Here is a 19,508-nt window from a genome sequence, read left to right on the forward strand (position 1 = left end):
ATGCGGGTGCGGCGCGGGTGGCGCACAACTGGGCGCTGGCCCGGGTCAAGGCGGTGATGGCCCAGCGGGCCGCCGAACGCACTTATGGCATCGACGAGGTGGACCTGACCCCGACGCAGGGCTGGTCTCTGCCCGCGCTGCGTAGAGCGTGGAATCAGGCGAAGGCGGATGTGGCGCCTTGGTGGGCGGAGTGTTCGAAGGAGGCGTTCAACACCGGTCTGGACGCGCTGGCCCGGGGGTTGAAGAACTGGTCGGACTCCCGCACCGGTAAGCGGGCCGGGCGGCGGGTGGGGTTCCCGCGTTTCAAGTCTCGGCGCCGGTCGACCCCGTCGGTGCGGTTCACCACCGGGGCGATCCGGGTGGAGCCGGACCGTAGGCATGTGGTGTTGCCCCGGTTGGGCCGGTTGAAGTTGCACGAGTCGGCTCGTAAGCTCGCCCGCCGGCTGGAGGCGGGCACCGCCCGGGTCGTGTCCGCGGCGGTGCGCCGTGACGGCGGCCGCTGGTACGTGTCGTTCACCTGTACGGTGCAGCGCGTCCAGGGTGTGCCGGCCTGCCCGGATGCGACGGTCGGTGTGGACCTGGGTGTGTCGCATCTGGCGGTGCTGTCCACCGGTGAGGTGGAGCCCAACGCCCGCCATTTGGACGCCGCCGCCCGCCGGATGCGGCGTCTGGCCCGGCGCGTGTCTCGCCGGGTCGGCCCGGACCGGCGCACCGGGCGGCGCGGGTCGAAGCGGTGGGAGCGGACGTCCGCCCGGCTCGGTCGGGCGCACGCCCGGGTTGCTCATCTGCGCCGCGACGGCCTGCACAAGCTCACCACCCGGCTCACCCGCGAGTACGGCACCATCGTGGTCGAGGACCTCAACGTGGCCGGGATGCTGGCCAACCGGCGGCTGGCCCGAAGCGTCGCCGATGCCGGGTTCGCCGAGCTGCGGCGGCAACTGGCGTACAAGACGGGGTGGAGCGGTGGGCGGCTGGTGGTGGCCGACCGGTGGTATCCGTCCTCGAAGACCTGCTCGAGCTGCGGCGTAGTGAGAGCCAAACTCGCCCTGTCCGAGCGCATCTACACCTGCACCCTGTGCGGCCTGGTCCTGGACCGGGATGTCAATGCCGCACGGAACCTGGCCGCCCTGGCGGTCACCGTCGCCGGGAGTGGCTCGGAGACGCGAAACGGACGTGGAGCCGACCGTAAGACCCCGCTCGCGGGGCTGGTGGCTGTGAAACGTCAACCCGGCACCGCCACGGCGGGCAACACCGGGACCGTCCCACCGCAAGGTAGGACATCCGATCATGTGCTCACTTGCGCACCATGAGAGGAACGGCTGCTCGCGTACAAGGAGCGCGCGCGGCCGGCACGGGTTGGCCCGGCCGCTAAGCGCGCTGCTCGCCGAGGTGGCCGCGGCGGTGGACCGGTCGCGGCCGGTGCTCCTGGTGCCGGTGCCAGACACCGCGCCGGCGGCCCGGGCCCGGTACGGCGACCACCTCGACCGGTTGGCCGGCCACGCGGCGGCCCGGCTCCGCGGGGCCGGCTGGCCGGTGCGGGTGGTCCGGCCGCTGCGGGCCCTGCCCCGGCCGGACTCGGTCGCCCTGGACAGCGCGGGCCGGGCCGCGGCGGCGGACTCGGCGTTCCGGCTGCGCCGGCTCGGCGTTGCGCCGCGGGTCGGCGCGGACACCGCGGTGGTGGTGCTGGACGACATCGTCACCACCGGGGTGACCCTGGCCGCGGTGAGCCGAATTTTGCGCCCGGCGGGAATGACGCCAGACGTCGCGGCGGTGCTCGCCGCAACGCAAAAACGACGCCACAGGTGACGCTTCGTGTTTCCGTTTCACCCCTTGGTGTATGAGCTGTGAAAATTCCTGGGCGGTCTCGACAACAAGGGGTGACTGCCGCACGAACAGGAGTTAGCGTTCTGCTGTCGGGGGTAGGAGGTCTTCCCAACCGCCCCCGGCGGTGAGAGGAGGCGTAGCCGTACTGAACCGGTCGACGCCGAACGGGGATCTCCCAGGCGTGCCGACCGGGTACCGGACCGAACGACCGTCCGAACAAGGGAGGTCACGTGGACATCGTGGTCAAGGGCCGTAACGTCGAAGTGCCGGACCATTACCGGGTGCACGTAGCCGAGAAACTCGCGAAGATCGAACGCTACGACCACAAGCTCATTCGGGTCGACGTGGAGTTGTTCCACGAGCGCAATCCGCGCCAGGCCGATCATTGCCAGCGGGTGGAAATCACCTGCGTCTCACGGGGCCCGGTGATCCGGGCCGAGGCCTGCACGAATGATTTCTACAGCGCGCTGGACGCGGCCATCGCCAAGCTGGACACCCGGTTCCGCCGGGCGGCCGACCGGCGCCGGGTCCACCGGGGGCGGCACGCGCCGCTCTCCGTCGCCGCCGCCACCGCGGGTCTGCCGGTCGCCGACCTCGGCGAAGCCGTGCCCGCCGCGCTCGCCGACGGCGCCAGGACGGCCACCGCGGTCGCCGAACGACCCGAGGACAGCTACGAGGAGTACGACGACGATCAGCCGTGGCACATCGCGCGGGAGAAGGTGCACCCCGCCGAGCCGATGACCGTCGACGACGCCCTGTTCCAGATGGAACTGGTCGGCCACGACTTCTACCTGTTCCAGGACAAGGAGTCCGGGCGGCCGAGTGTCGTCTACCGTCGGCACGCCTACGACTACGGGATCATCTCCCTCGACGCCTGACCCCTGACCACCCCGCAGACACCGGCGGCGGGGCCGTGGTGGGCGACCACCACGGCTCCGCGTCGTCTCCCGCCTCAGTGCGCCGCCGGCAGGTCGGCCGCGAGCAGGCCGTACACGACGGAATCGACCCGGGTGGCGTCCGGGCCGGGCAACCGGCCACGGGCCAGCCCTTCCCGGCGGAAGCCGACCTTCTCGAGCACCCGCTGCGACGCGACGTTCTCCGGCCGGGTGCCGGCCCAGAGCCGGGCCAGCCCGACGCCGAGAGCCCAGCCGGCGAGCAGCCCCACCGTCCGGGTGGCCAGCCCCCGCCCGCGGGCCTCCGGCAGCAGGCTGTAGCCGAGCATGGCCTGGCCGGTCGACGGTTCGTCGTACACCAGCGCGCAGCCGCCGGTCACCGCCCCGGTCGCCGCGTCCAGCACGGCGAGGTCGGCCGAGCCGCCGGCCAGCCAGTGGCTCTCCGCCCGCCGGCAGCGCCGCTCGATCGCGGCCCTGGTGGGCGCCACCGGCGGTACCCGGTTCGCCACCACCTCGGGCCGGGTGTGCAGCCGGTACATCGCGTCCACGTCGTCCGGGCCCAGCGGGCGCAGGGTCACCACGCCGTCGGTGAGCCGGCCGTCGGGCAGGTCGGGCAGGAGCCGGGCGGCCGGTCCGGGCGGGTCGTCGGCGAGGCGTACCCAGGCGATCAGGTCGTGCCAGCCACCCCCGCGGACCGGGCTGGCGGACCGGCGTACCCCCTCGTGCCGGAAGCCGGCGGCCAGCGCGACCCGCTGGCTGGGCGTGTTCTCCGGGTGGGTGAGCAGCTCCAGCCGGGCCGTCCCGGTGGCGAAGGCGTGCCCGGCCAGGGCGCGGGTGGCGGCGCTCGCCACGCCGCGGCTCCGCGCCCACGGCGCCACCCAGTAGCCGATCTGCGCCTGCGCGCGGAAGGGCACCACCTGGCTCAGGCCCACGCCGCCGAGCAGCCGGTCGCTGGCCGGGTCCGCGATCGCGTACGCGGCGCCGCCGTCGGTCCAGGCCGCGGGGGCGCCCTCGGTGACCCACCAACGGGCGGTCTCCTCGGTGTACGGGTCGGGCAGGCCGGAGATGAACCGCTGGGTCAGTGGATCGGCGCAGGCCGCGGCGATGTCCGCCACCTCGTCGAGGCGGAACGGTCGCAGCCGTACCCCGTCGGCCTCGATCACCTGCGGGGTCACGTCGGCCCTCCCGTGAGGTCCGCGGCGAGCAGGGCGGCGACCCAGGCGTCGCCCCGGCCGTCCCGGGCGGGCAGCACGCCACGGGCGGTGCCCTCGAAGGCGAAGCCGGCCTTCTCGGCGACCCGGCGGGAGGCGGTGTTGCCGGCCAGCGCCCGCCACTCGATCCGGGCCAGGCGCAGCGTGGTGAAGCCCCACGCGGTCAGGGCGCCCACGGCGGCGGGCATGTAGCCCCGGCCCCGGGCGTGCGGGGCGGTCATGAAGCCGACGTCGCCGTTGAGCGGGTCGGCGGGTGAGATCCGCAGGTCCACCGATCCGACGTATCGGTCGTCGCTGTCGGCGATGGCGTAGTAGGCGCCGGTGCCCCGGGCCCAGGCGGCTGCGGCGAAGTCCCGCATGAAGCCCTCGGCGTGCGCGCGCTGGTACGGGTGGGGGACCGTGGTCCAGCGGATGGTGTCCTCGTCGCGGCAGGTGGTGACGACGGCGTCGAGGTCCCGTTCCTCCATCGGGCGCAGCCGCAGCTCGGTGGCCCCGGCGGTGGCGAAGAGGACGGGCTGCGGCCGGCCGAAGACGGCGGCCCGGCGGGCCTGGAGGGTGTCCGGGCCGGCCGGCGTGGGCTCGCCCGGCGCGGCCAGTTCGGCCGGGAGGAGGGAGCCGATCCAGCCCTCCGGGCGACCGCCGGCCGCCGGGTGGGCCAGTCGCAGCTCGCCCTCGATCCGGAAGCCGGCCCGGAGCGCCACCAGCCGGGAGGCGTGGTTGCCGACCTCGGCCTGCCAGATGACCCGGCGCAGCTTCAGCGCGTCGAACGCCCAGCGGGCCACCGCCCGGGTGGCCCGCACCGCGACGCCCCGGCCGCGGGCCCAGGGCGCGGTCCAGTAGCCCACCTCGGCGGAGTCGAGGCCCCGGTCGATGGAGACGAGGCCGGCGGAGGCGAGCAGCTCGCCGGTCGCCGCGTCGCAGACCGCGAACGGCGCCCCGGTGCCGTCCGCCCAGGCCTTGCCGCTGATCTCGGTGACGAACCCGAGGGCGTGTTCGGGCAGGTACGGGCGGGGTACGGTGGTCCAGCGCTGGATGTCCGGATCCTGGCAGGCGCGGTGCACCGCGTCGGCGTCCTCCGTCCGCCAGGGTCGTAGCAGCAGGCCGTCCTCGGTGATCTCCACAGGCTCCACCCGAGCCATCGTGCCGGATCGTTCGCGCTGGGCGTAACCCGATAAACCGCCGGTCAGGGCGTGGGCCGCACGTTATGTCGGTTTCGCTGCCCCGGACCGCCGCCACCAGTGACCATCGCCGCGGCGGAGCGCCTACGATGGTTCGAGACTGTCTAGGGGAGCGTTGATCCGTGTCGATTCTGGAAAAGGTCCTTAGCGCGGGCGAGGGCCGTATGGTGCGCCGGCTCAAGGCCGTCGCCGCCGCCGTCAACTCGATCGAGGACGACTACGTCAACCTCACGGACGACGAGCTGCGCGGCCTGACCGAGCAGTACCGTGAACGGCTCGCCGACGGTGAGACCCTCGACGACCTGCTGCCCGAGGCCTTCGCCACGGTCCGCGAGGCGGCCGCCCGAGTGCTCGGCCAGCGGCCGTACGACGTCCAGGTGATGGGCGGCGCGGCGCTGCACTTCGGCAACATCGCCGAGATGAAGACCGGTGAGGGCAAGACCCTGACCTCGGTCATGGCGGTCTACCTCAACGCGCTCTCCGGCAAGGGCGTGCACGTGGTCACGGTCAACGACTACCTGGCCCAGCGGGACGCCGCCTGGATGGGCCGGGTGCACGAGTTCCTCGGCCTGACCGTCGGCGTGGTGCTGCCGAACCGGCCGGCCAGCGAGCACCGCGCCGCGTACGAGTGCGACATCACCTACGGCACCAACAACGAGTTCGGCTTCGATTACCTGCGCGACAACATGGCCTGGTCGAAGGACGAGCTGGTGCAGCGCGGCCACAACTTCGCCGTGGTCGACGAGGTCGACTCGATCCTCATCGACGAGGCCCGCACCCCGCTGATCATCTCCGGCCCGGCCGAGCACTCCGCCCGCTGGTACCAGGAGTTCGCCGGCGTGGTGGCCCGGCTCCAGCCCGGCACCGACGGCGAGGGCGACTACGAGGTCGACTACGCCAAGCGGACCATCGCGATCAGCGAGCGCGGCGTGGCCAAGGTCGAGGACCGGCTCGGCATCGACAACCTCTACGAGTCGGTGAACACGCCCCTGGTCGGCTACCTGAACAACGCGATCAAGGCCAAGGAGCTCTACAAGCGCGACAAGGACTACATCGTCAGCGACGGCGAGGTCCTGATCGTCGACGAGTTCACCGGCCGCATCCTGCACGGCCGCCGCTACAACGAGGGCATGCACCAGGCGATCGAGGCCAAGGAGGGGGTGGAGATCAAGCAGGAGAACCAGACCCTGGCCACCATCACCCTCCAGAACTACTTCCGCCTCTACGAGAAGCTCTCCGGCATGACCGGCACGGCCCAGACCGAGGCGAGCGAGTTCAACAAGGTCTACAAGGTCGGCGTGGTGACCATCCCGACGCACCGGCCGATGGTCCGGCTCGACCGGGCCGACGTGATCTACAAGACCGAGAAGGCCAAGTTCAACGCGGTCATCGAGGACATCGCCGAGCGGCATCAGGCCGGTCAGCCGGTGCTCGTCGGCACCGTCTCGGTGGAGAACTCCGAGATCCTCTCCACGCTGCTGCGCCGCCGGGGCATCCCGCACTCCGTGCTGAACGCGAAGTTCCACGCCAAGGAGGCGGAGATCGTCGCTCAGGCCGGGCGCAAGGGCGCGGTCACCGTCGCCACGAACATGGCCGGTCGCGGTACGGACATCCTGCTCGGCGGCAACCCCGAGTTCCTCGCCGCCAACGAGCTGCGCCAGCGCGGCCTCGACCCGGTCGAGCAGCCGGAGGAGTACGCCAAGGCGATGGAGGAGGTCCTGCCCCAGTGGAAGCAGGCCTGCGACGTCGAGGCGGAGGAGGTCGCCGCGGCCGGTGGCCTCTACGTGCTGGGCACCGAGCGGCACGAGTCCCGGCGCATCGACAACCAGCTGCGTGGTCGGGCCGGTCGCCAGGGTGACCCGGGCGAGTCCCGCTTCTACCTCTCGCTGCAGGACGAGCTGATGAAGCGCTTCCGGGCCGGCGCGGTCGAGGCGGTGATGGAGCGCTTCAACATCCCGGAGGACGTACCCATCGAGTCGAAGATGGTCACCCGCCAGATCAAGAGCGCGCAGGCCCAGATCGAGGGTCAGAACGCCGAGATCCGGAAGAACGTCCTGAAGTACGACGAGGTGCTCAACAAGCAGCGTCAGGTGATCTACGCCGAGCGCCTCCGGGTGCTCAACGGCGAGGACCTCTCCGAGCAGGTCCGCAACATGATCGACGACGTGATCAGCGCTTATGTCGTGGGCGCCACCAGCGACGGCTACGCCGAGGACTGGGACCTGGACCAGCTCTGGTCCAGCCTCAAGCAGCTCTACCCGGTGGATGTCACCGTCGAGGAGCTGGAGGAGGAGGTCGGCTCCCGCGCCGGCCTCGACCAGGACTTCCTGCTCGCCCGGCTCAAGGAGGACGCGCACGCCGCGTACGACCGGCGCGAGGAGACGCTCGGCGAGGAGGCGGTACGCCAGCTCGAGCGGATGGTGCTGCTGCAGGTCATCGACCGCAAGTGGCGCGAGCACCTCTACGAGATGGACTACCTGCAGGAGGGCATCAGCCTGCGGGCGTACGCCCAGCGCGACCCGGTCATCGAGTACCAGCGCGAGGGCTTCGACATGTTCGCCACCATGATGGACGGCATCAAGGAGGAGACGGTCGGCTTCCTCTACAACCTGGAGGTCCAGGTCGAGGAGCCCGAGCCGGAGGCCGAGGAGGTGCAGCTGCTGGAGAAGCCGGTGGAGATCCGCGCCAAGGGCCTCAACCGCGCCCCGCAGCAGCAGGGCCTGCAGTACTCCGCGCCCACCATCGACGGTGAGGCGGGCGCCGGTGCGGTGGCCGTCGAGCCGGCTGAGCAGCAGGCGCCGGCCCTCGGCCTGGGCAGCCCGGAGAAGACGGCCCGGCCGGCCGCCCCGGCCAACCCGTCCTCGCCGCGTCGCCCGGCGGCGGCCGGCATGAGCGGCCACGCCGTCGCGGCGAGCACCGCGCGTCGGGCGGCCCCGGGTCAGGTGGACGGCGCCGAGGCGGGCCCGTCCCGCAACGCGCCCTGCCCGTGCGGCTCCGGCCGCAAGTACAAGCGCTGCCACGGCGCGCCGAACAACGGCGCCTGAGCAACCCGCAGCAACGACGGGCCCCGGTCGGAAACGGCCGGGGCCCGTCCGCGTCCGCGCCCGTCCGGCATCCTTCGCCACGCGCGGATTGAACGGAAACTGCTGGCGTGTCGTTAGTGATTCTCGGTTCTTCTCAGTGATCATCAGTGGGTGACGTTGTCGGGTGGGCGTGTCGGAATGGTGTGCACTACCAGACCGGTCGTCGTGGGCTCGGACTCGGCGGATGCCGGTGCCGGTGCGTCGAATGGCGACCGGCCGAGGTTGGCGAGGCTGCTGTTGCGGGATCCGGGGGTGACGACGGCCGTGGTCGAGCATCGCGGTCGGCTGGCCCGCTTCGGGGTGCAGGGCTCGTCGTGCGCGCTGGCCGCGACCGGCCGCCGCATCGTCGTCCTCGACGAAGCTGAGGTCGCGGATGAACTGGTGGAAGACGTCGTGGACGCTGTGACCTCTTGCTGTGTCCGCATGTATGGGTGTGGTTCGGCGGCCCGGTAAGGCGGGAGCTGCGATGGAGGCAATTGTGGCGGCCGGATGAGCCGGGTCAGACAAGGTTTTCCGGGTCGAGTTGGATCCGACCGTGCAGCAATGTGCCCGGCTGGCTCAGCACGCGGGGTTGTCGCGGGTGGTGGAGAACTTCTGCCTCGCTCTGGTCAAGGCAGCCCTGGATCAGCGCAACGCCGAGCGCACCTACGGCATCGGCGAAGAACGGTTGACGCCGGTGCCGTGGTCGGCGCCGGCGTTGGAGAAGGCGTGGCGGGCGGCCCATCCCACCGCATACCCCTGGTTCACTCAGGCAGGGTTGTCGTCGCGGGTGCCGAAGGAGGCGTGTCGGGTACGGGCGGCCGGGTTGAGGAACTGGGCCGATTCGCGTAAGGGTGCACGCCGGGGCGGCAGGGTCGGGTTTCCGACCTGGCGGAAGCGCAGGCATGGGTTTCGGTTCCGCTATGACGCCGACCGAGCCCACCCCACCGGCCCGAGTATGGTCGCGTTGCCCGGGGTCGGCCCTGTGCGCACCCGGGAGGACATGTCGTGGTTGACCGGACGCATCGGTGACGGCCGGGCCCGGATCATCGGCGCGACGGTGCGCCAGCAGGCGGGGCGCTGGTGGGTGTCTTTCCAGCTCGAGATCGATCGCACGGACGTCGACACCCGTCGTGCGGTTGCGGCCGACGCGCCGACCTGTGGCATCGATCTGGGACTCGCCACGTTCGCGGTCATCGCCGACGACACGGGCCAAGTGGAGGAGATCCACGCGCCTCGGGCGTTGAAGGCGGCGCAGCGGAAGCTGCGCCGGGCGAATCAGGCGCTGGCCCGCTGCCAGCGGGGGTCGGCGAACCGGGCCAAGGCCGTCCGGAAGATCGCTTCCGTGCACCTGAAGGTCGCCCACCAGCGGGCCGATTTTCTGCACCAATTGACGACGAGGCTCGCGACATCCAAACGCGCCATCGCCGTCGAGTCCCTCAACGTGGCGGGCATGCTCCGCAACCGCCGCCTGGCCCGCGCCGTCTCCGATGCAGGGTTCGCCGAGTTCGTACGGCAGTTGCAGTACAAGACCACCTGGTACGGGTCGACGGTATGGGCCGCCGACCGCTGGTACCCGTCCACGAAGACCTGCTCCGTCTGTAGGGCGGTCAACGCCGGACTGACCCTGTCCGACCGGTCCTGGACGTGCCGCTGCGGCGCCACCCACAACCGAGACCACAATGCCGCCCGAAATCTCCTCACCGCCATGCACGCCGCCACCTGACACGCAACTGTCGCCGGGCAGTTCCCCGGAGACACGAAACGCCTGTGGAGGACCAGTAAGACCTCGGCTCACCGAGGCATGGACCAACGAAGCAGGAAGAGAATCACTCAGATTCTCTGAACGGTTGACGTCGTTTGCCTCAGTTTCACCATCAGTGGCGTTGCTGAACCAGCGGTGTTCCGGTCGCGTCCGGCCACGACCGACGGGACACACCGGCGGGAAACTTCTCCCGGGCGGGTGCGAGGTGTATGACGGTCACGGCGTAAGGCATCATCGGCGCCCGCGGCCGGCGTCCGCCGGTTGGGGCCTGAGCAGGGGAGACACCGTGACCGACGAGCTTGTCCGGGTGTACGTGCCGGCGACCGTCCCGATGCTGTCGCGGCTGCGCGAGCAGGGACTCGCCGACGGCGAGGCGCACGCGGTCACCCCCCAGCTGCGCGAGTGGTACGCCGAGGGTGACGAGGAGGAGTTGGAGTACGTCGCCTTCACCCGGGCCGCCCAGGACGCGCTGCTCCTGCTCCGGGCCGACCCGGCCGCACCCCGCCGTCGGGTGGTGGTCTCGGTGGATCTGCCGGCGTCGGCGGTCGGCCGGATGGACGGGGATCTCGGGTCCAGCCTCGTCCGGCTGACCGGGCCGGTGCCGGTGACGTCGGTCGCCGCGATTCACGTTGACGGCGCGGAGGCGGTGGAGGACGTGGTTGCCGCAGCTGAGGTGATCGCCGAGGCGCAGGCCGGCGACCCGGACGCCCAGTTCACGGTCGACGGTGCGGAGGACCACGAGCTGGAGTGGTACGACGTGACCGAGCTGGACCTGTTGCTCCGCTCGGTCTCCTGACCGCGGCCTGCGGCCCGCCGGCCGCCGGACCTCAGCGGGCCGGCTCGTCCTCGGCCGGTTCCGCCTCGTCGGCGCCGGGTGCCGGGCCGAGGGTGCGGCCGAAGGCGATGAGCGTGGTCAGCGCCCCGACGAAGAGCACCCAGATGCCGTTGTCCACCCGCGAGGTGCCGAGCGCGGTCTGCGCGACCGCGTCCGCGTCGCTGAGCGCGGCGGCCAGGTCGAGCAGCGTCCGGCCGCCGACCCGGATGATCACCTCGGTGAGCAGCAGGAGCAGGCCCGGTCCCGCCCCGGCGAGCAGGTAGGCCGGCCAGCGCGGCTGCGGCGCGGCCGGGTCCCGGCGGGCCCGGTGGCGCGACCAGGTCAGGTAGCCGAAGGCGACCAGCCCGGCGAGCAGCCCGGCCAGCAGGGACTCCGTCCGGGAGACCCACTTCGCGGCGCTGAGCACCGACTCCTGGGTGTCGCCCGCGCCGAACAGGTCGGAGAGCGGGTCCCGGGCGCGGCTGAAGGCCACCACGAAGATCAGCGCGGCCAGCGCGGCGGTCGCGGTCGCGGCGACCACCCGGGCGTTGCGGGCACCGGCCACCGCGCCGCCGATGATGGCCGCCGCCGCGGTGGTGCCGGCGATCGTGTTGGTGGTCGCGTTGTCGGCGTAGGTCAGGTTGATCGCCAGCGCGGCGGCCAGCCCGACCAGCAGGCCGGCGCCGACGGTGGCGAGGAAGCGCAGCGTGGCGCGTTCGGTCCGCCGGGTGAGCGGGTTGGTCACCGCCAGGGCGACCGCGGCGCCGGCGACGAGCGCCGCCGAGATGACACCGGGTAGCGCGTACGCGGAGAGGCTGATCGCGGTGACCCCGGCCGCGGTCGAGTGGATCGCGGCCCGGGTCGACCAGAGCATCGCCGCCAGCCAGCCGACGGCCAGCAGCGCGAGCACCACGGCACCGGGTGCGAAGGTGGCCCGTCCGGTGCCCGCCGGCGCCGGCCCGGTCGCGTCGACCGGGGCGGTCTCCTCGGCCGGGGCGGCCGTGGGCTGGTCCGGTTCCGCGGCCGTGGAGCTGCCGGGCTGGTTGCTCATCGTCTCCCCTTCGACGGACGCCGGATCGGCCGCGACGGCCGGGCAGGTCACCGGCCATCCAGGGTACGCGTCGCCGGGCGCCCCTCTCCGTCCACGGGCCGGGCCTGCCTGGGGCCGGGCCTGCCTGGTGGTCGCCGACGACGTGGGCGGGCCGGGCGGCAGCGGCGCGCCGAAGGATCGCAGGAGCATTGGACTGCTCGCCGACGGTTCGCCCCCTCTGTGGCTGTCCCTGCCTACGGTCCGGTGTGCGGTGGTCCGTCCCGATCATCGGCGGGAGGAACGACGGCCGGGGCCGGCAGAAGCCGGGGTGGGGTGGCCCGAGGGGGGTCGCATGGAAGAATCGGCGCAGGTCCCGCCGCCGCGACCGGTCCACCGCGCGGTGCCCGGCGACCGGCCGTCCGGTCGGTGCCCGCGGGTCCGGTTTCGCCACCGCCGTCGAGATCGCACAGGAGCCTGTGATGGACGCCGTGTTCTCCGTACCCGAGCCGCGCAACGAGCCGGTACGCACCTACGAGCCGGGCAGCGCCGACCGGGAGCGGCTTCAGCGGCGGCTCACCGAGCTGGCCGCCGAGCGGATCGACCTGCCGATGACCATCGCCGGTGAGCAGCGGATGGCCGGCGGTGAGTCGATCAACGTGGTCCAGCCGCACAAGCACGCGCACGTGCTCGGCGTCACCGGCCACGCCACCCACGACGACGCCCGCGCCGCCGTCAAGGCCGCGAAGGACGCCGCCCCGATGTGGCGCGCGCTGCCGTTCGAGGAGCGGGCCGCGATCTTCCTGCGCGCCGCCGAGCTGCTCGCCGGTCCGTGGCGGGACACCCTGAACGCGGCCACCATGCTCGGCCAGTCCAAGACCGCCGTGCAGGCGGAGATCGACGCGGCCTGCGAGTTCATCGACTTCCTCCGGTTCAACGTGCATTTCGCCCGGCAGCTGCTGGAGGCTCAGCCGAAGTCGTCGCCGGGGGTGTGGAACCGGTTCGACCACCGCCCGCTCGAGGGCTTCGTCTACGCGGTCACCCCGTTCAACTTCACCGCGATCGCCGGCAACCTGCCCTCGGCACCGGCCCTGCTCGGCAACACCGTGGTCTGGAAGCCGGGCCCGACCCAGCAGTTCGCGGCGCACTTCACCATGCGGCTCTTCGAGGCGGCCGGCCTGCCGCCCGGCGTGATCAACATGGTCACCGGGCGTGGCGAGGAGGTCTCCGACGTCGTGCTGGCCGACCCGGATCTGGCCGGCATCCACTTCACCGGCTCCACCAAGGTCTTCCAGCACCTGTGGCGGACCGTCGGCGAGAACATCGCCGGCTACCGGGGCTACCCGCGGCTGGTCGGCGAGACCGGCGGCAAGGACTTCGTGGTCGCGCACACCAGCGCCGACGTGGACGCCCTGCACACCGCGCTGATCCGGGGCGCCTACGAGTACCAGGGCCAGAAGTGCTCGGCCGCCTCCCGGGCGTACGTCCCGCGCTCGCTCTGGGAGGGCGGGCTGCGCGATCGGCTGGCCGCCACCACCGACTCGCTGACCTACGGCGACGTCACCGACTTCAGCAACTTCGGCGGGGCGGTCATCGACGACAAGGCGTTCTTCCGGCACACCGCCGCGCTGGAGCTGATCAACAACGACGACACCTGCCGCGTCCTGGCCGGCGGCACGGCGGACGAGTCGGTCGGGTACTTCGTCCGGCCCACCCTGTTCGAGTGCAGCGACGCCGCGCACGAGACCTTCACCACCGAGTACTTCGGGCCGATCCTCGGCGTGCACGTCTTCGACGACGCCGGCTTCGACGACGTGGTCGCCCAGGCCGAATCGATCGCGCCGTACGCGCTGACCGGGTCGATCTTCGCGACCGACCGCCGGGTGGTCGACGCGGTGGCCGAGAAGATGCGCTACGCGGCCGGCAACTTCTACATCAACGACAAGCCGACCGGCGCGGTGGTCGGGCAGCAGCCCTTCGGCGGCGCCCGGGCCAGCGGCACCAACGACAAGGCCGGTTCCTGGCACAACCTGGTGCGCTGGATGTCGCCGCGGACGATCAAGGAGACCTTCGTCCCGCCGACCGACCACACGTACCCGCACATGGGCTGAACCGGCGACGGCCGCCGGTGGCGCACGGAGCGTCACCGGCGGTCGGGCCGGCCCCTCCGGCGGGACGGAGCTGACCGGCCGGTGGAGGGGATCGATGTCCTTGGCGGACTGTCGTCCGCCGACAGTGCACATTGGAAGTCCCATTGGGTGGCGAAAACGGCAAATCCTGGACGCCGGGTCGGCAAAGTGGCAGCTTAGAGGCATGGCGGAATCCGGAGTCAACCCCACGGCGGCGGCCCTACTGGGCCTGCTGCACGAGGGCCCGATGACAGGCGGCCAGCTGATGGCCGCCGCTGAACGGCGGTTGGCGCCGTACTGGTCGATGACCCGCAGTCAGGTCTACCGTGAGTTGCCGGTGCTGGCCGAGCGGGGTTTCGTGCGGCTCGGCAAGCCCGGGCCGCGGATGAGTCAGCCGTACGCGATCACCGCGGCCGGGAAACGGACATTTTCCCGCTGGCTGGCGGAGAACCCGGGGCGGGACACCATCCGCAACCCGATCGCGCTGCGGATCGCCTTCGGCGACCTGCACTCGGCGAGCCAGCTGAAGAACCTGTACGCCTCGGCGAACGAGTACCACACGGAGGCCCTGGCGGCGGTCCGGGAGCAGGTGAAGAACGCCAAGAAGGAGGGCGACACCTACGACGCCAGCGCGTTGGAGTTCGCCGTCGCCTACCACAAGGCGGCCCTGTCCTGGCTGAAGAGCGCACCGGTCGGCTGACCTGCCCCGGCGGGTCGGGCGGCTGAGGTGAACGGACCGTCGGGAGCCAAGTACGCTTGTTTGTCGTGACCGCTGCCGATTATGCCGAACAGCTCAAGGAACTCGACGCCACCCTCCGGAACATCGAGGCCGTCCTCAACCTGGACCGGCTGCACGAGGAGAAGGCCCGGCTCGAGGAGCAGGCGTCCGCGCCGGACCTCTGGGACGACCAGGCCAAGGCCCAGGCGGTGACCTCGCAGCTGTCGTACGTCAACGGCGAGATCAGCAAGCTCGGCAGCCTCCGCTCCCGGCTCGACGACGCCGGCGTGCTGCTGGAGCTGGCCGAGGCGGAGTCCGACCCCGGGGTGCTCGCCGAGGTGGAGAGCGAGATCACCGGGCTGACCAAGGCCATCCAGGAGATGGAGGTCCGCACCCTGCTCTCCGGCGAGTACGACTCGCGGGAGGCGCTGGTCGCCATCCGGGCCGGCGCCGGTGGCGTGGACGCGGCGGACTTCGCCGAGATGCTGCTCCGGATGTACCTGCGCTGGGCCGAGCGGCACGGCTACCCGACCGAGGTCTACGAAACCTCGTACGCCGAGGAGGCCGGCCTCAAGTCCGCCACCTTCACCGTGAAGGTGCCCTACGCGTACGGCACGCTCAGCGTCGAGTCGGGCACCCACCGGCTGGTCCGGATCAGCCCGTTCGACAACCAGGGCCGCCGGCAGACCAGTTTCGCGGGCGTGGAGGTGCTGCCGGTGGTGGAGCAGACCGACCACATCGACATCCCCGAGAACGAGATGCGGATCGACGTCTACCGCTCCTCGGGCCCCGGCGGGCAGAGCGTCAACACCACCGACTCGGCGGTGCGGATCACCCACATCCCGACCGGCATCGTGGTCACCTGCCAGAACGAGAAGTCCCAGCTGCAGAACAAGGCCTCCGCGCTGCGCGTGCTCCAGGCCCGGCTGCTGGAGCGCAAGCGCCAGGAGGAGCAGGCCAAGATGGCGGGCCTGAAGACCGACGCCGCCGGGTCGTGGGGCGACCAGATGCGCTCGTACGTCCTGCACCCGTATCAGATGGTGAAGGATCTGCGTACCGAGCAGGAGACGGGCAATCCGTCCGCGGTCTTCGACGGCGAGCTGGACAGCTTCATCGAGGCGGGTATCCGCTGGCGCAAGCAGCAGCAGATGGCCGGCGACACTGTGTGATCAACCGGGGGCGGAGCGCGTCATCGATCTCCACGTCAGGCAGTAAATAGATGACGCGACTCGCTACCGAGGGGCGGGGGGCTTGGCTCTCCGGTTACACCGCGTAGACTACCGACCCGTGATTCAGCTTGAGCAAGTGACGAAGACGTACCCGAAGGCGTCCCGGCCTTCGCTCGACAACGTGTCCGTCTCGATCGAGAAGGGCGAGTTCGTCTTCTTCATCGGTCCATCCGGCTCCGGCAAGTCCACGATCATCAAGATGCTGCTCCACGAGGTCAGCCCCAACAAGGGTCGCGTCGTCGTGAACGGCAAGGACGTCACCTCGATGCGTTCCTGGAAGCGACCCCACTTCCGGCGTTCCATCGGCTGTGTCTTCCAGGACTTCCGGCTGCTGCCCAACCGCACCGCGTACGAGAACGTGGCGTTCGCCCTCGAGGTGATCGGCAAGACCAAGGCGGTCGCCCGCCGGGTCGTGCCGGAGGTGCTGGAGCTGGTCGGGCTCGGTGGCAAGGAGCACCGCTACCCGCACGAGCTCTCCGGTGGTGAGCAGCAGCGGGTCGCCGTCGCCCGGGCGTTCGTGAACCGTCCGCTGATCCTGCTGGCGGACGAGCCCACCGGAAACCTGGACCCGGACACCTCGATCGAGATCATGCGCCTGCTGGACCGGATCAACCGCACCGGCACCACCGTCGTGATGGTCACGCACGACTCCAACATCGTGAACCAGATGCGCCGCCGCGTCGTCGAGATCGAGAGCGGCCGCATCGTGCGCGACCAGGCCCGCGGCGTCTACGGCTGAGCCGGCGCTCGGCCGCGAGCCGTGGACCCTGACGACGAACACCTCATGCCGGAGAGCCGGAGGAATTCCCGATGCGCGTGAAATACGTCCTGTCCGAGGTACTGGTCGGACTGTGGCGCAACGTCACAATGACTATCGCCATGATCATCACTCTGGCGGTGTCACTGTTCATGCTGGGCGGCAGCGGTCTGCTGTTCCAGAAGGTCGGCGACATGAAGGACCTCTACTACGAGAACATCGAGGTCTCGATCTTCCTGAAGACCGACGTCAACCCGCAGCAGCAAGCCGATCTCGACGCCAAGCTGAAGAGCGACCCCTTGGTGAAGGAGGTCACGTACGTCAACAAGGACGAGGCGTACAAGCGCTTCCAGGAGATGTACCAGGACGCTCCGGACCTGGTGAACGCGGTCAAGCCGGACCAGCTGCCCGAGTCCTTCCGGCTCAAGCTGGTCAACCCCGAGCAGTACAAGAACATCTACGACCAGTACAAGGACACCGAGGGGGTCGACGAGATCGTCGACCAGAGCAAGCTGCTCGACAAGGTCTTCGGCGTCCTCACCGGGATCCAGAACTTCGCGCTGGCCATCGCGATCGTGATGGCGATCGCCGCGCTGCTCCTGGTGGCCAACACCATCCAGGTGGCCGCCTACAGCAAGCGGCGTGAGGTCGCGGTCATGAAGCTGGTCGGCGCCTCCAACTGGTTCATTCAGGCGCCGTTCGTGCTGGAGGCCGTGGTCGCCGGCCTGATCGGTTCGCTCCTCGGCCTGGTCGCGCTGGCCGCCCTGAAGGTCTTCGCCGGCGGTGGGTCCATGCAGGCCCTGGAGGGCCTGATCACGCCGGTCTCGTGGGGCGACATCTTCCTGATGTTCCCGCTCATGGCGGGCGTCGGCGGCCTGGTCAGCGCCATCACCGCCTGGGTCACGCTCCGGTTCTACCTGCGCGTCTAGTCGCGTACCGGCTCCGCAGAGGACCCTCCCTTGCCAGGAATAAACGGCGCGGGAGGGTCCTTGTCATTCGGGTAGCATGATCTCCGCCCCGCGGCCGGCCACCGGTCGTGGGTCAGCCGGAAGGGGGTGGCGCCGATGCCACGGGAAAAGGGTCGCAAGGTGGTCGCCTCCAACAAGAAGGCGCGGCACGACTACGCCATCCTCGACACGTACGAGGCGGGCATGGCGCTGACCGGCACCGAGGTCAAGTCGCTGCGGGCCGGGCGGGCGTCGCTGGTCGACGCGTTCGCCCAGGAGCGCAACGGCGAGCTCTACCTGCACGGCATGCACATCCCGGAGTACACCCAGGGCACCTGGACCAACCACGAGCCCCGGCGTACCCGCAAGCTGCTGCTCAACCGGCTGGAGATCGACCGGCTGATCGGCAAGACCCGCGAGGGCGGCCTGACCATGGTGCCGTTGCAGGTCTACTTCTCCGACGGCTGGGCGAAGGTGGAGATCGCCCTGGCCAAGGGTAAGAAGTCGTACGACAAGCGGCAGGACCTCGCCAAGCGGGACGCCGACCGGGAGATCGCCCGGGTGGCCGGCCGGCGTGGCAAGGGCATGGACGAGTGATTTGCCCACTTTGTCCCGGTCGGCATGTCCGGCCCGGGGCTGGGGATGAAACCCGTTGCGGCAGGCGTTAGGCTTGTCAGTGCCACCACGAAGGTGGCCCGTCGAGGGGGTGACTGGTTTCGACTTCGTACGTTGCGGCAGGGGAAGCGAGCCGAGGAAGCCGACGTCGTCTCGAGAATCGTTCGTCGGAAACCAATAAGCGCCAAGAACAATCGCGCTGACTTCGCTCTCGCCGCCTGAGGCGAGTAGTGAGTCTGTCGGCCTGGGAGCGCCTTCGACCCAGTTAGCCGGCATCAGCTAGAAGGCTGGCCAATCGGACCCGGTCGCGGGGTCCGTGCGGCGAGATGAATCAGCGACTGGGCCCGTCACACCAACTCGCTCGCGTGAGCGGTGGGGCCGAGTAGAGGCATAGCGAGCTGCGCTCGGAGAAGCCCTGACAAACCGGCGAAGGACCCGGGTTCGATTCCCGGCACCTCCACCACCTGACTGTGCGCCCCGGTCCACCTGGACCGGGGCGCACAGTCGTCTCCGGACCAGGCGGTCTCACCCCGGTTGCCCGGCCGCCCTAGGCTGCCGCCTGTGACGAACGAGAAGATCCGCCTGTCGGTGGGCGCCGCACCCGGGCAGCGCACCATCGCGGCGGTGGTCGGTGTGCTCCTCGCCGGCTTCGGGACGGTCTTCGTGCTGCTGCCGGTGCTCGCCGACCGGCTGCTCGGCCGCATCACCGGCTTCGGCGACCCGCTCCCGTCGTACGACGACGTGCGGGACCTGCCGCCCGGCATGCTCCCCCCCGGACCTGTCCGGTGGCACCGTCACCCCCGGCCCCGTCCGGTTCGTCGGCCTCTGCGGCGTTCCGTTCGTGCTGCTCGGGCTCTACCTCGTGCTGCGGGTGCTGCGCACCGCCGCGTGGCTGGAGGGGACCCGGGCCTCCGTCCGCGGCGCGCTGGGCACCCGCACCGTCGACCTGGCCACCGCCGACGTCGCCGCCGGGGCGGTCGCCTACCGCGCCGGGGACGAGGCGGTGGTCCGGGTGCCGACGGTGGTCGCCCGCGACCCGGGCACCGGCCGCCGGATCATCATCCCGTTGCAGGGCATGGGCCTGGCCACGCTCCCACCGTACGAGCTGCGGGCGCTGGCCGACGCCATCACGGCGGGGCGGCCGACCGACGGCCGGGACGCCGACGCGCACGTCCTCGCCGGCCAGCTCCGCACCATGGCGGGCAATCCGCTGGGTCTGTGAGCGCTGGTGGGGCCGGTGGGACGGATGGGGCAGATGAGGCGTCCGGGGGCCCTGGACAGGGCCGTCGGGCGGGTTCACCATCGCTGTACGCGGTAGCACAGCAGCGCGGGAGGTGCC

General features: G+C 71.0%; 15 protein-coding genes, 1 other RNA gene and 2 pseudogenes. 15 read left to right on the top strand and 3 right to left on the bottom strand.

What is annotated here, in order from left to right; genetic code table 11:
- The 3 genes and pseudogenes from tnpB to hpf form a co-directional block, all read left to right on the top strand.
- Window positions 1-1,310, top strand: a 1,310-nt coding sequence (gene tnpB / locus DKT69_RS15755) for an IS607 family element RNA-guided endonuclease TnpB (protein ID WP_109802306.1), incomplete at its 5' end; no start/stop codon positions are given.
- Window positions 1,311-1,344: 34 nt separating this feature from the next.
- Window positions 1,345-1,806, top strand: a pseudogene (locus tag DKT69_RS15760) (ComF family protein); the annotation flags it as partial.
- A gap of 248 nt (window positions 1,807-2,054) precedes the next feature.
- Window positions 2,055-2,702 (top strand): ribosome hibernation-promoting factor, HPF/YfiA family, encoded by a 648-nt coding sequence (hpf, locus tag DKT69_RS15765; RefSeq protein WP_109802307.1) that lies wholly within the window; start codon window positions 2,055-2,057, stop codon window positions 2,700-2,702.
- A 74-nt stretch (window positions 2,703-2,776) separates the two neighbouring features.
- Here the strand turns inward: hpf and DKT69_RS15770 are convergent, their stop codons facing one another.
- Together DKT69_RS15770 and DKT69_RS15775 are read right to left on the bottom strand one after the other, a co-directional pair.
- Window positions 2,777-3,892, bottom strand: a complete 1,116-nt coding sequence (locus DKT69_RS15770) for a GNAT family N-acetyltransferase (protein ID WP_109802308.1) — start codon at window positions 3,890-3,892, stop codon at window positions 2,777-2,779.
- Entirely contained in the window at window positions 3,889-5,067 is a 1,179-nt protein-coding gene (locus DKT69_RS15775; RefSeq protein WP_236647944.1) for a GNAT family N-acetyltransferase, read from the bottom strand. The genes DKT69_RS15770 and DKT69_RS15775 overlap by 4 nt, the downstream gene beginning before the upstream one ends.
- Window positions 5,068-5,228: 161 nt before the next feature.
- On the opposite strand from DKT69_RS15775, the gene secA reads away from it, so the two are divergent.
- From secA to DKT69_RS15795, 4 genes and pseudogenes are all read left to right on the top strand, one after another.
- On the top strand, window positions 5,229-8,150 hold the full coding sequence (secA, locus tag DKT69_RS15780) for a preprotein translocase subunit SecA (protein WP_109802309.1): 2,922 nt from the start codon (window positions 5,229-5,231) through the stop codon (window positions 8,148-8,150).
- A gap of 291 nt (window positions 8,151-8,441) precedes the next feature.
- Window positions 8,442-8,642 carry a hypothetical protein gene (locus tag DKT69_RS37770; RefSeq protein WP_146231100.1) on the top strand — a complete coding sequence of 67 codons (201 nt, stop codon included), beginning with the start codon at window positions 8,442-8,444 and terminating at the stop codon, window positions 8,640-8,642.
- 64 nt (window positions 8,643-8,706) lie between these two features.
- A pseudogene (locus tag DKT69_RS15790) lies at window positions 8,707-9,894 on the top strand (RNA-guided endonuclease InsQ/TnpB family protein); the annotation flags it as partial.
- A 325-nt stretch (window positions 9,895-10,219) separates the two neighbouring features.
- Complete coding sequence (locus tag DKT69_RS15795) at window positions 10,220-10,729, top strand: DUF6912 family protein (protein ID WP_109802312.1); 510 nt, start codon at window positions 10,220-10,222, stop codon at window positions 10,727-10,729.
- 31 nt (window positions 10,730-10,760) lie between these two features.
- Here DKT69_RS15795 and DKT69_RS15800 read toward each other — a convergent pair whose 3' ends face one another.
- Window positions 10,761-11,798 (bottom strand): hypothetical protein, encoded by a 1,038-nt coding sequence (locus DKT69_RS15800; RefSeq protein ID WP_109802326.1) that lies wholly within the window; start codon window positions 11,796-11,798, stop codon window positions 10,761-10,763.
- A 458-nt stretch (window positions 11,799-12,256) separates the two neighbouring features.
- Between DKT69_RS15800 and pruA the strand changes: the two genes are divergently transcribed.
- The 8 genes from pruA to DKT69_RS15840 all read left to right on the top strand — a co-directional run bounded on the left by pruA (window position 12,257) and on the right by DKT69_RS15840 (window position 19,391).
- Window positions 12,257-13,885: an L-glutamate gamma-semialdehyde dehydrogenase gene (gene pruA, locus DKT69_RS15805; protein WP_109802313.1), complete on the top strand. Its 1,629-nt coding sequence runs from the start codon at window positions 12,257-12,259 to the stop codon at window positions 13,883-13,885.
- 202 nt (window positions 13,886-14,087) lie between these two features.
- Window positions 14,088-14,603 carry a PadR family transcriptional regulator gene (locus DKT69_RS15810; protein ID WP_109802314.1) on the top strand — a complete coding sequence of 172 codons (516 nt, stop codon included), beginning with the start codon at window positions 14,088-14,090 and terminating at the stop codon, window positions 14,601-14,603.
- Between the two features lie 65 nt (window positions 14,604-14,668).
- On the top strand, window positions 14,669-15,790 hold the full coding sequence (prfB, locus tag DKT69_RS15815) for a peptide chain release factor 2 (RefSeq protein ID WP_109802315.1): 1,122 nt from the start codon (window positions 14,669-14,671) through the stop codon (window positions 15,788-15,790).
- Window positions 15,791-15,908: 118 nt separating this feature from the next.
- The gene (gene ftsE, locus DKT69_RS15820; RefSeq protein WP_109802316.1) at window positions 15,909-16,589 is read left to right on the top strand and encodes a cell division ATP-binding protein FtsE; all 681 of its coding nucleotides are present in this window, start codon (window positions 15,909-15,911) and stop codon (window positions 16,587-16,589) included.
- 71 nt (window positions 16,590-16,660) lie between these two features.
- On the top strand, window positions 16,661-17,536 hold the full coding sequence (gene ftsX / locus DKT69_RS15825; RefSeq protein ID WP_109802317.1) for a permease-like cell division protein FtsX: 876 nt from the start codon (window positions 16,661-16,663) through the stop codon (window positions 17,534-17,536).
- 135 nt (window positions 17,537-17,671) lie between these two features.
- Window positions 17,672-18,151 carry an SsrA-binding protein SmpB gene (gene smpB, locus DKT69_RS15830; RefSeq protein WP_109802327.1) on the top strand — a complete coding sequence of 160 codons (480 nt, stop codon included), beginning with the start codon at window positions 17,672-17,674 and terminating at the stop codon, window positions 18,149-18,151.
- A gap of 105 nt (window positions 18,152-18,256) precedes the next feature.
- Window positions 18,257-18,632, top strand: a transfer-messenger RNA (tmRNA) gene (gene ssrA / locus DKT69_RS15835).
- A gap of 378 nt (window positions 18,633-19,010) precedes the next feature.
- Entirely contained in the window at window positions 19,011-19,391 is a 381-nt protein-coding gene (locus tag DKT69_RS15840) for a hypothetical protein (protein ID WP_109802318.1), read from the top strand.
- Window positions 19,392-19,508 lie beyond the last annotated feature (117 nt).

The organism is Micromonospora sicca (assembly GCF_003172935.1).
Classification (GTDB): domain Bacteria; phylum Actinomycetota; class Actinomycetes; order Mycobacteriales; family Micromonosporaceae; genus Micromonospora; species Micromonospora sicca.

Bases quoted from the DNA above. Each gene is read 5' to 3' on its own strand.
- DKT69_RS15775 (WP_236647944.1), bottom strand. From the start codon at position 5,067: ATGGCTCGGGTGGAGCCTGTGGAGATCACCGAGGACGGCCTGCTGCTA.
- DKT69_RS15800 (WP_109802326.1), bottom strand. From the start codon at position 11,798: ATGAGCAACCAGCCCGGCAGCTCCACGGCCGCGGAACCGGACCAGCCC.
- pruA (WP_109802313.1), top strand. From the start codon at position 12,257: ATGGACGCCGTGTTCTCCGTACCCGAGCCGCGCAACGAGCCGGTACGC.
- DKT69_RS15810 (WP_109802314.1), top strand. From the start codon at position 14,088: ATGGCGGAATCCGGAGTCAACCCCACGGCGGCGGCCCTACTGGGCCTG.
- ftsX (WP_109802317.1), top strand. From the start codon at position 16,661: ATGCGCGTGAAATACGTCCTGTCCGAGGTACTGGTCGGACTGTGGCGC.
- smpB (WP_109802327.1), top strand. From the start codon at position 17,672: ATGCCACGGGAAAAGGGTCGCAAGGTGGTCGCCTCCAACAAGAAGGCG.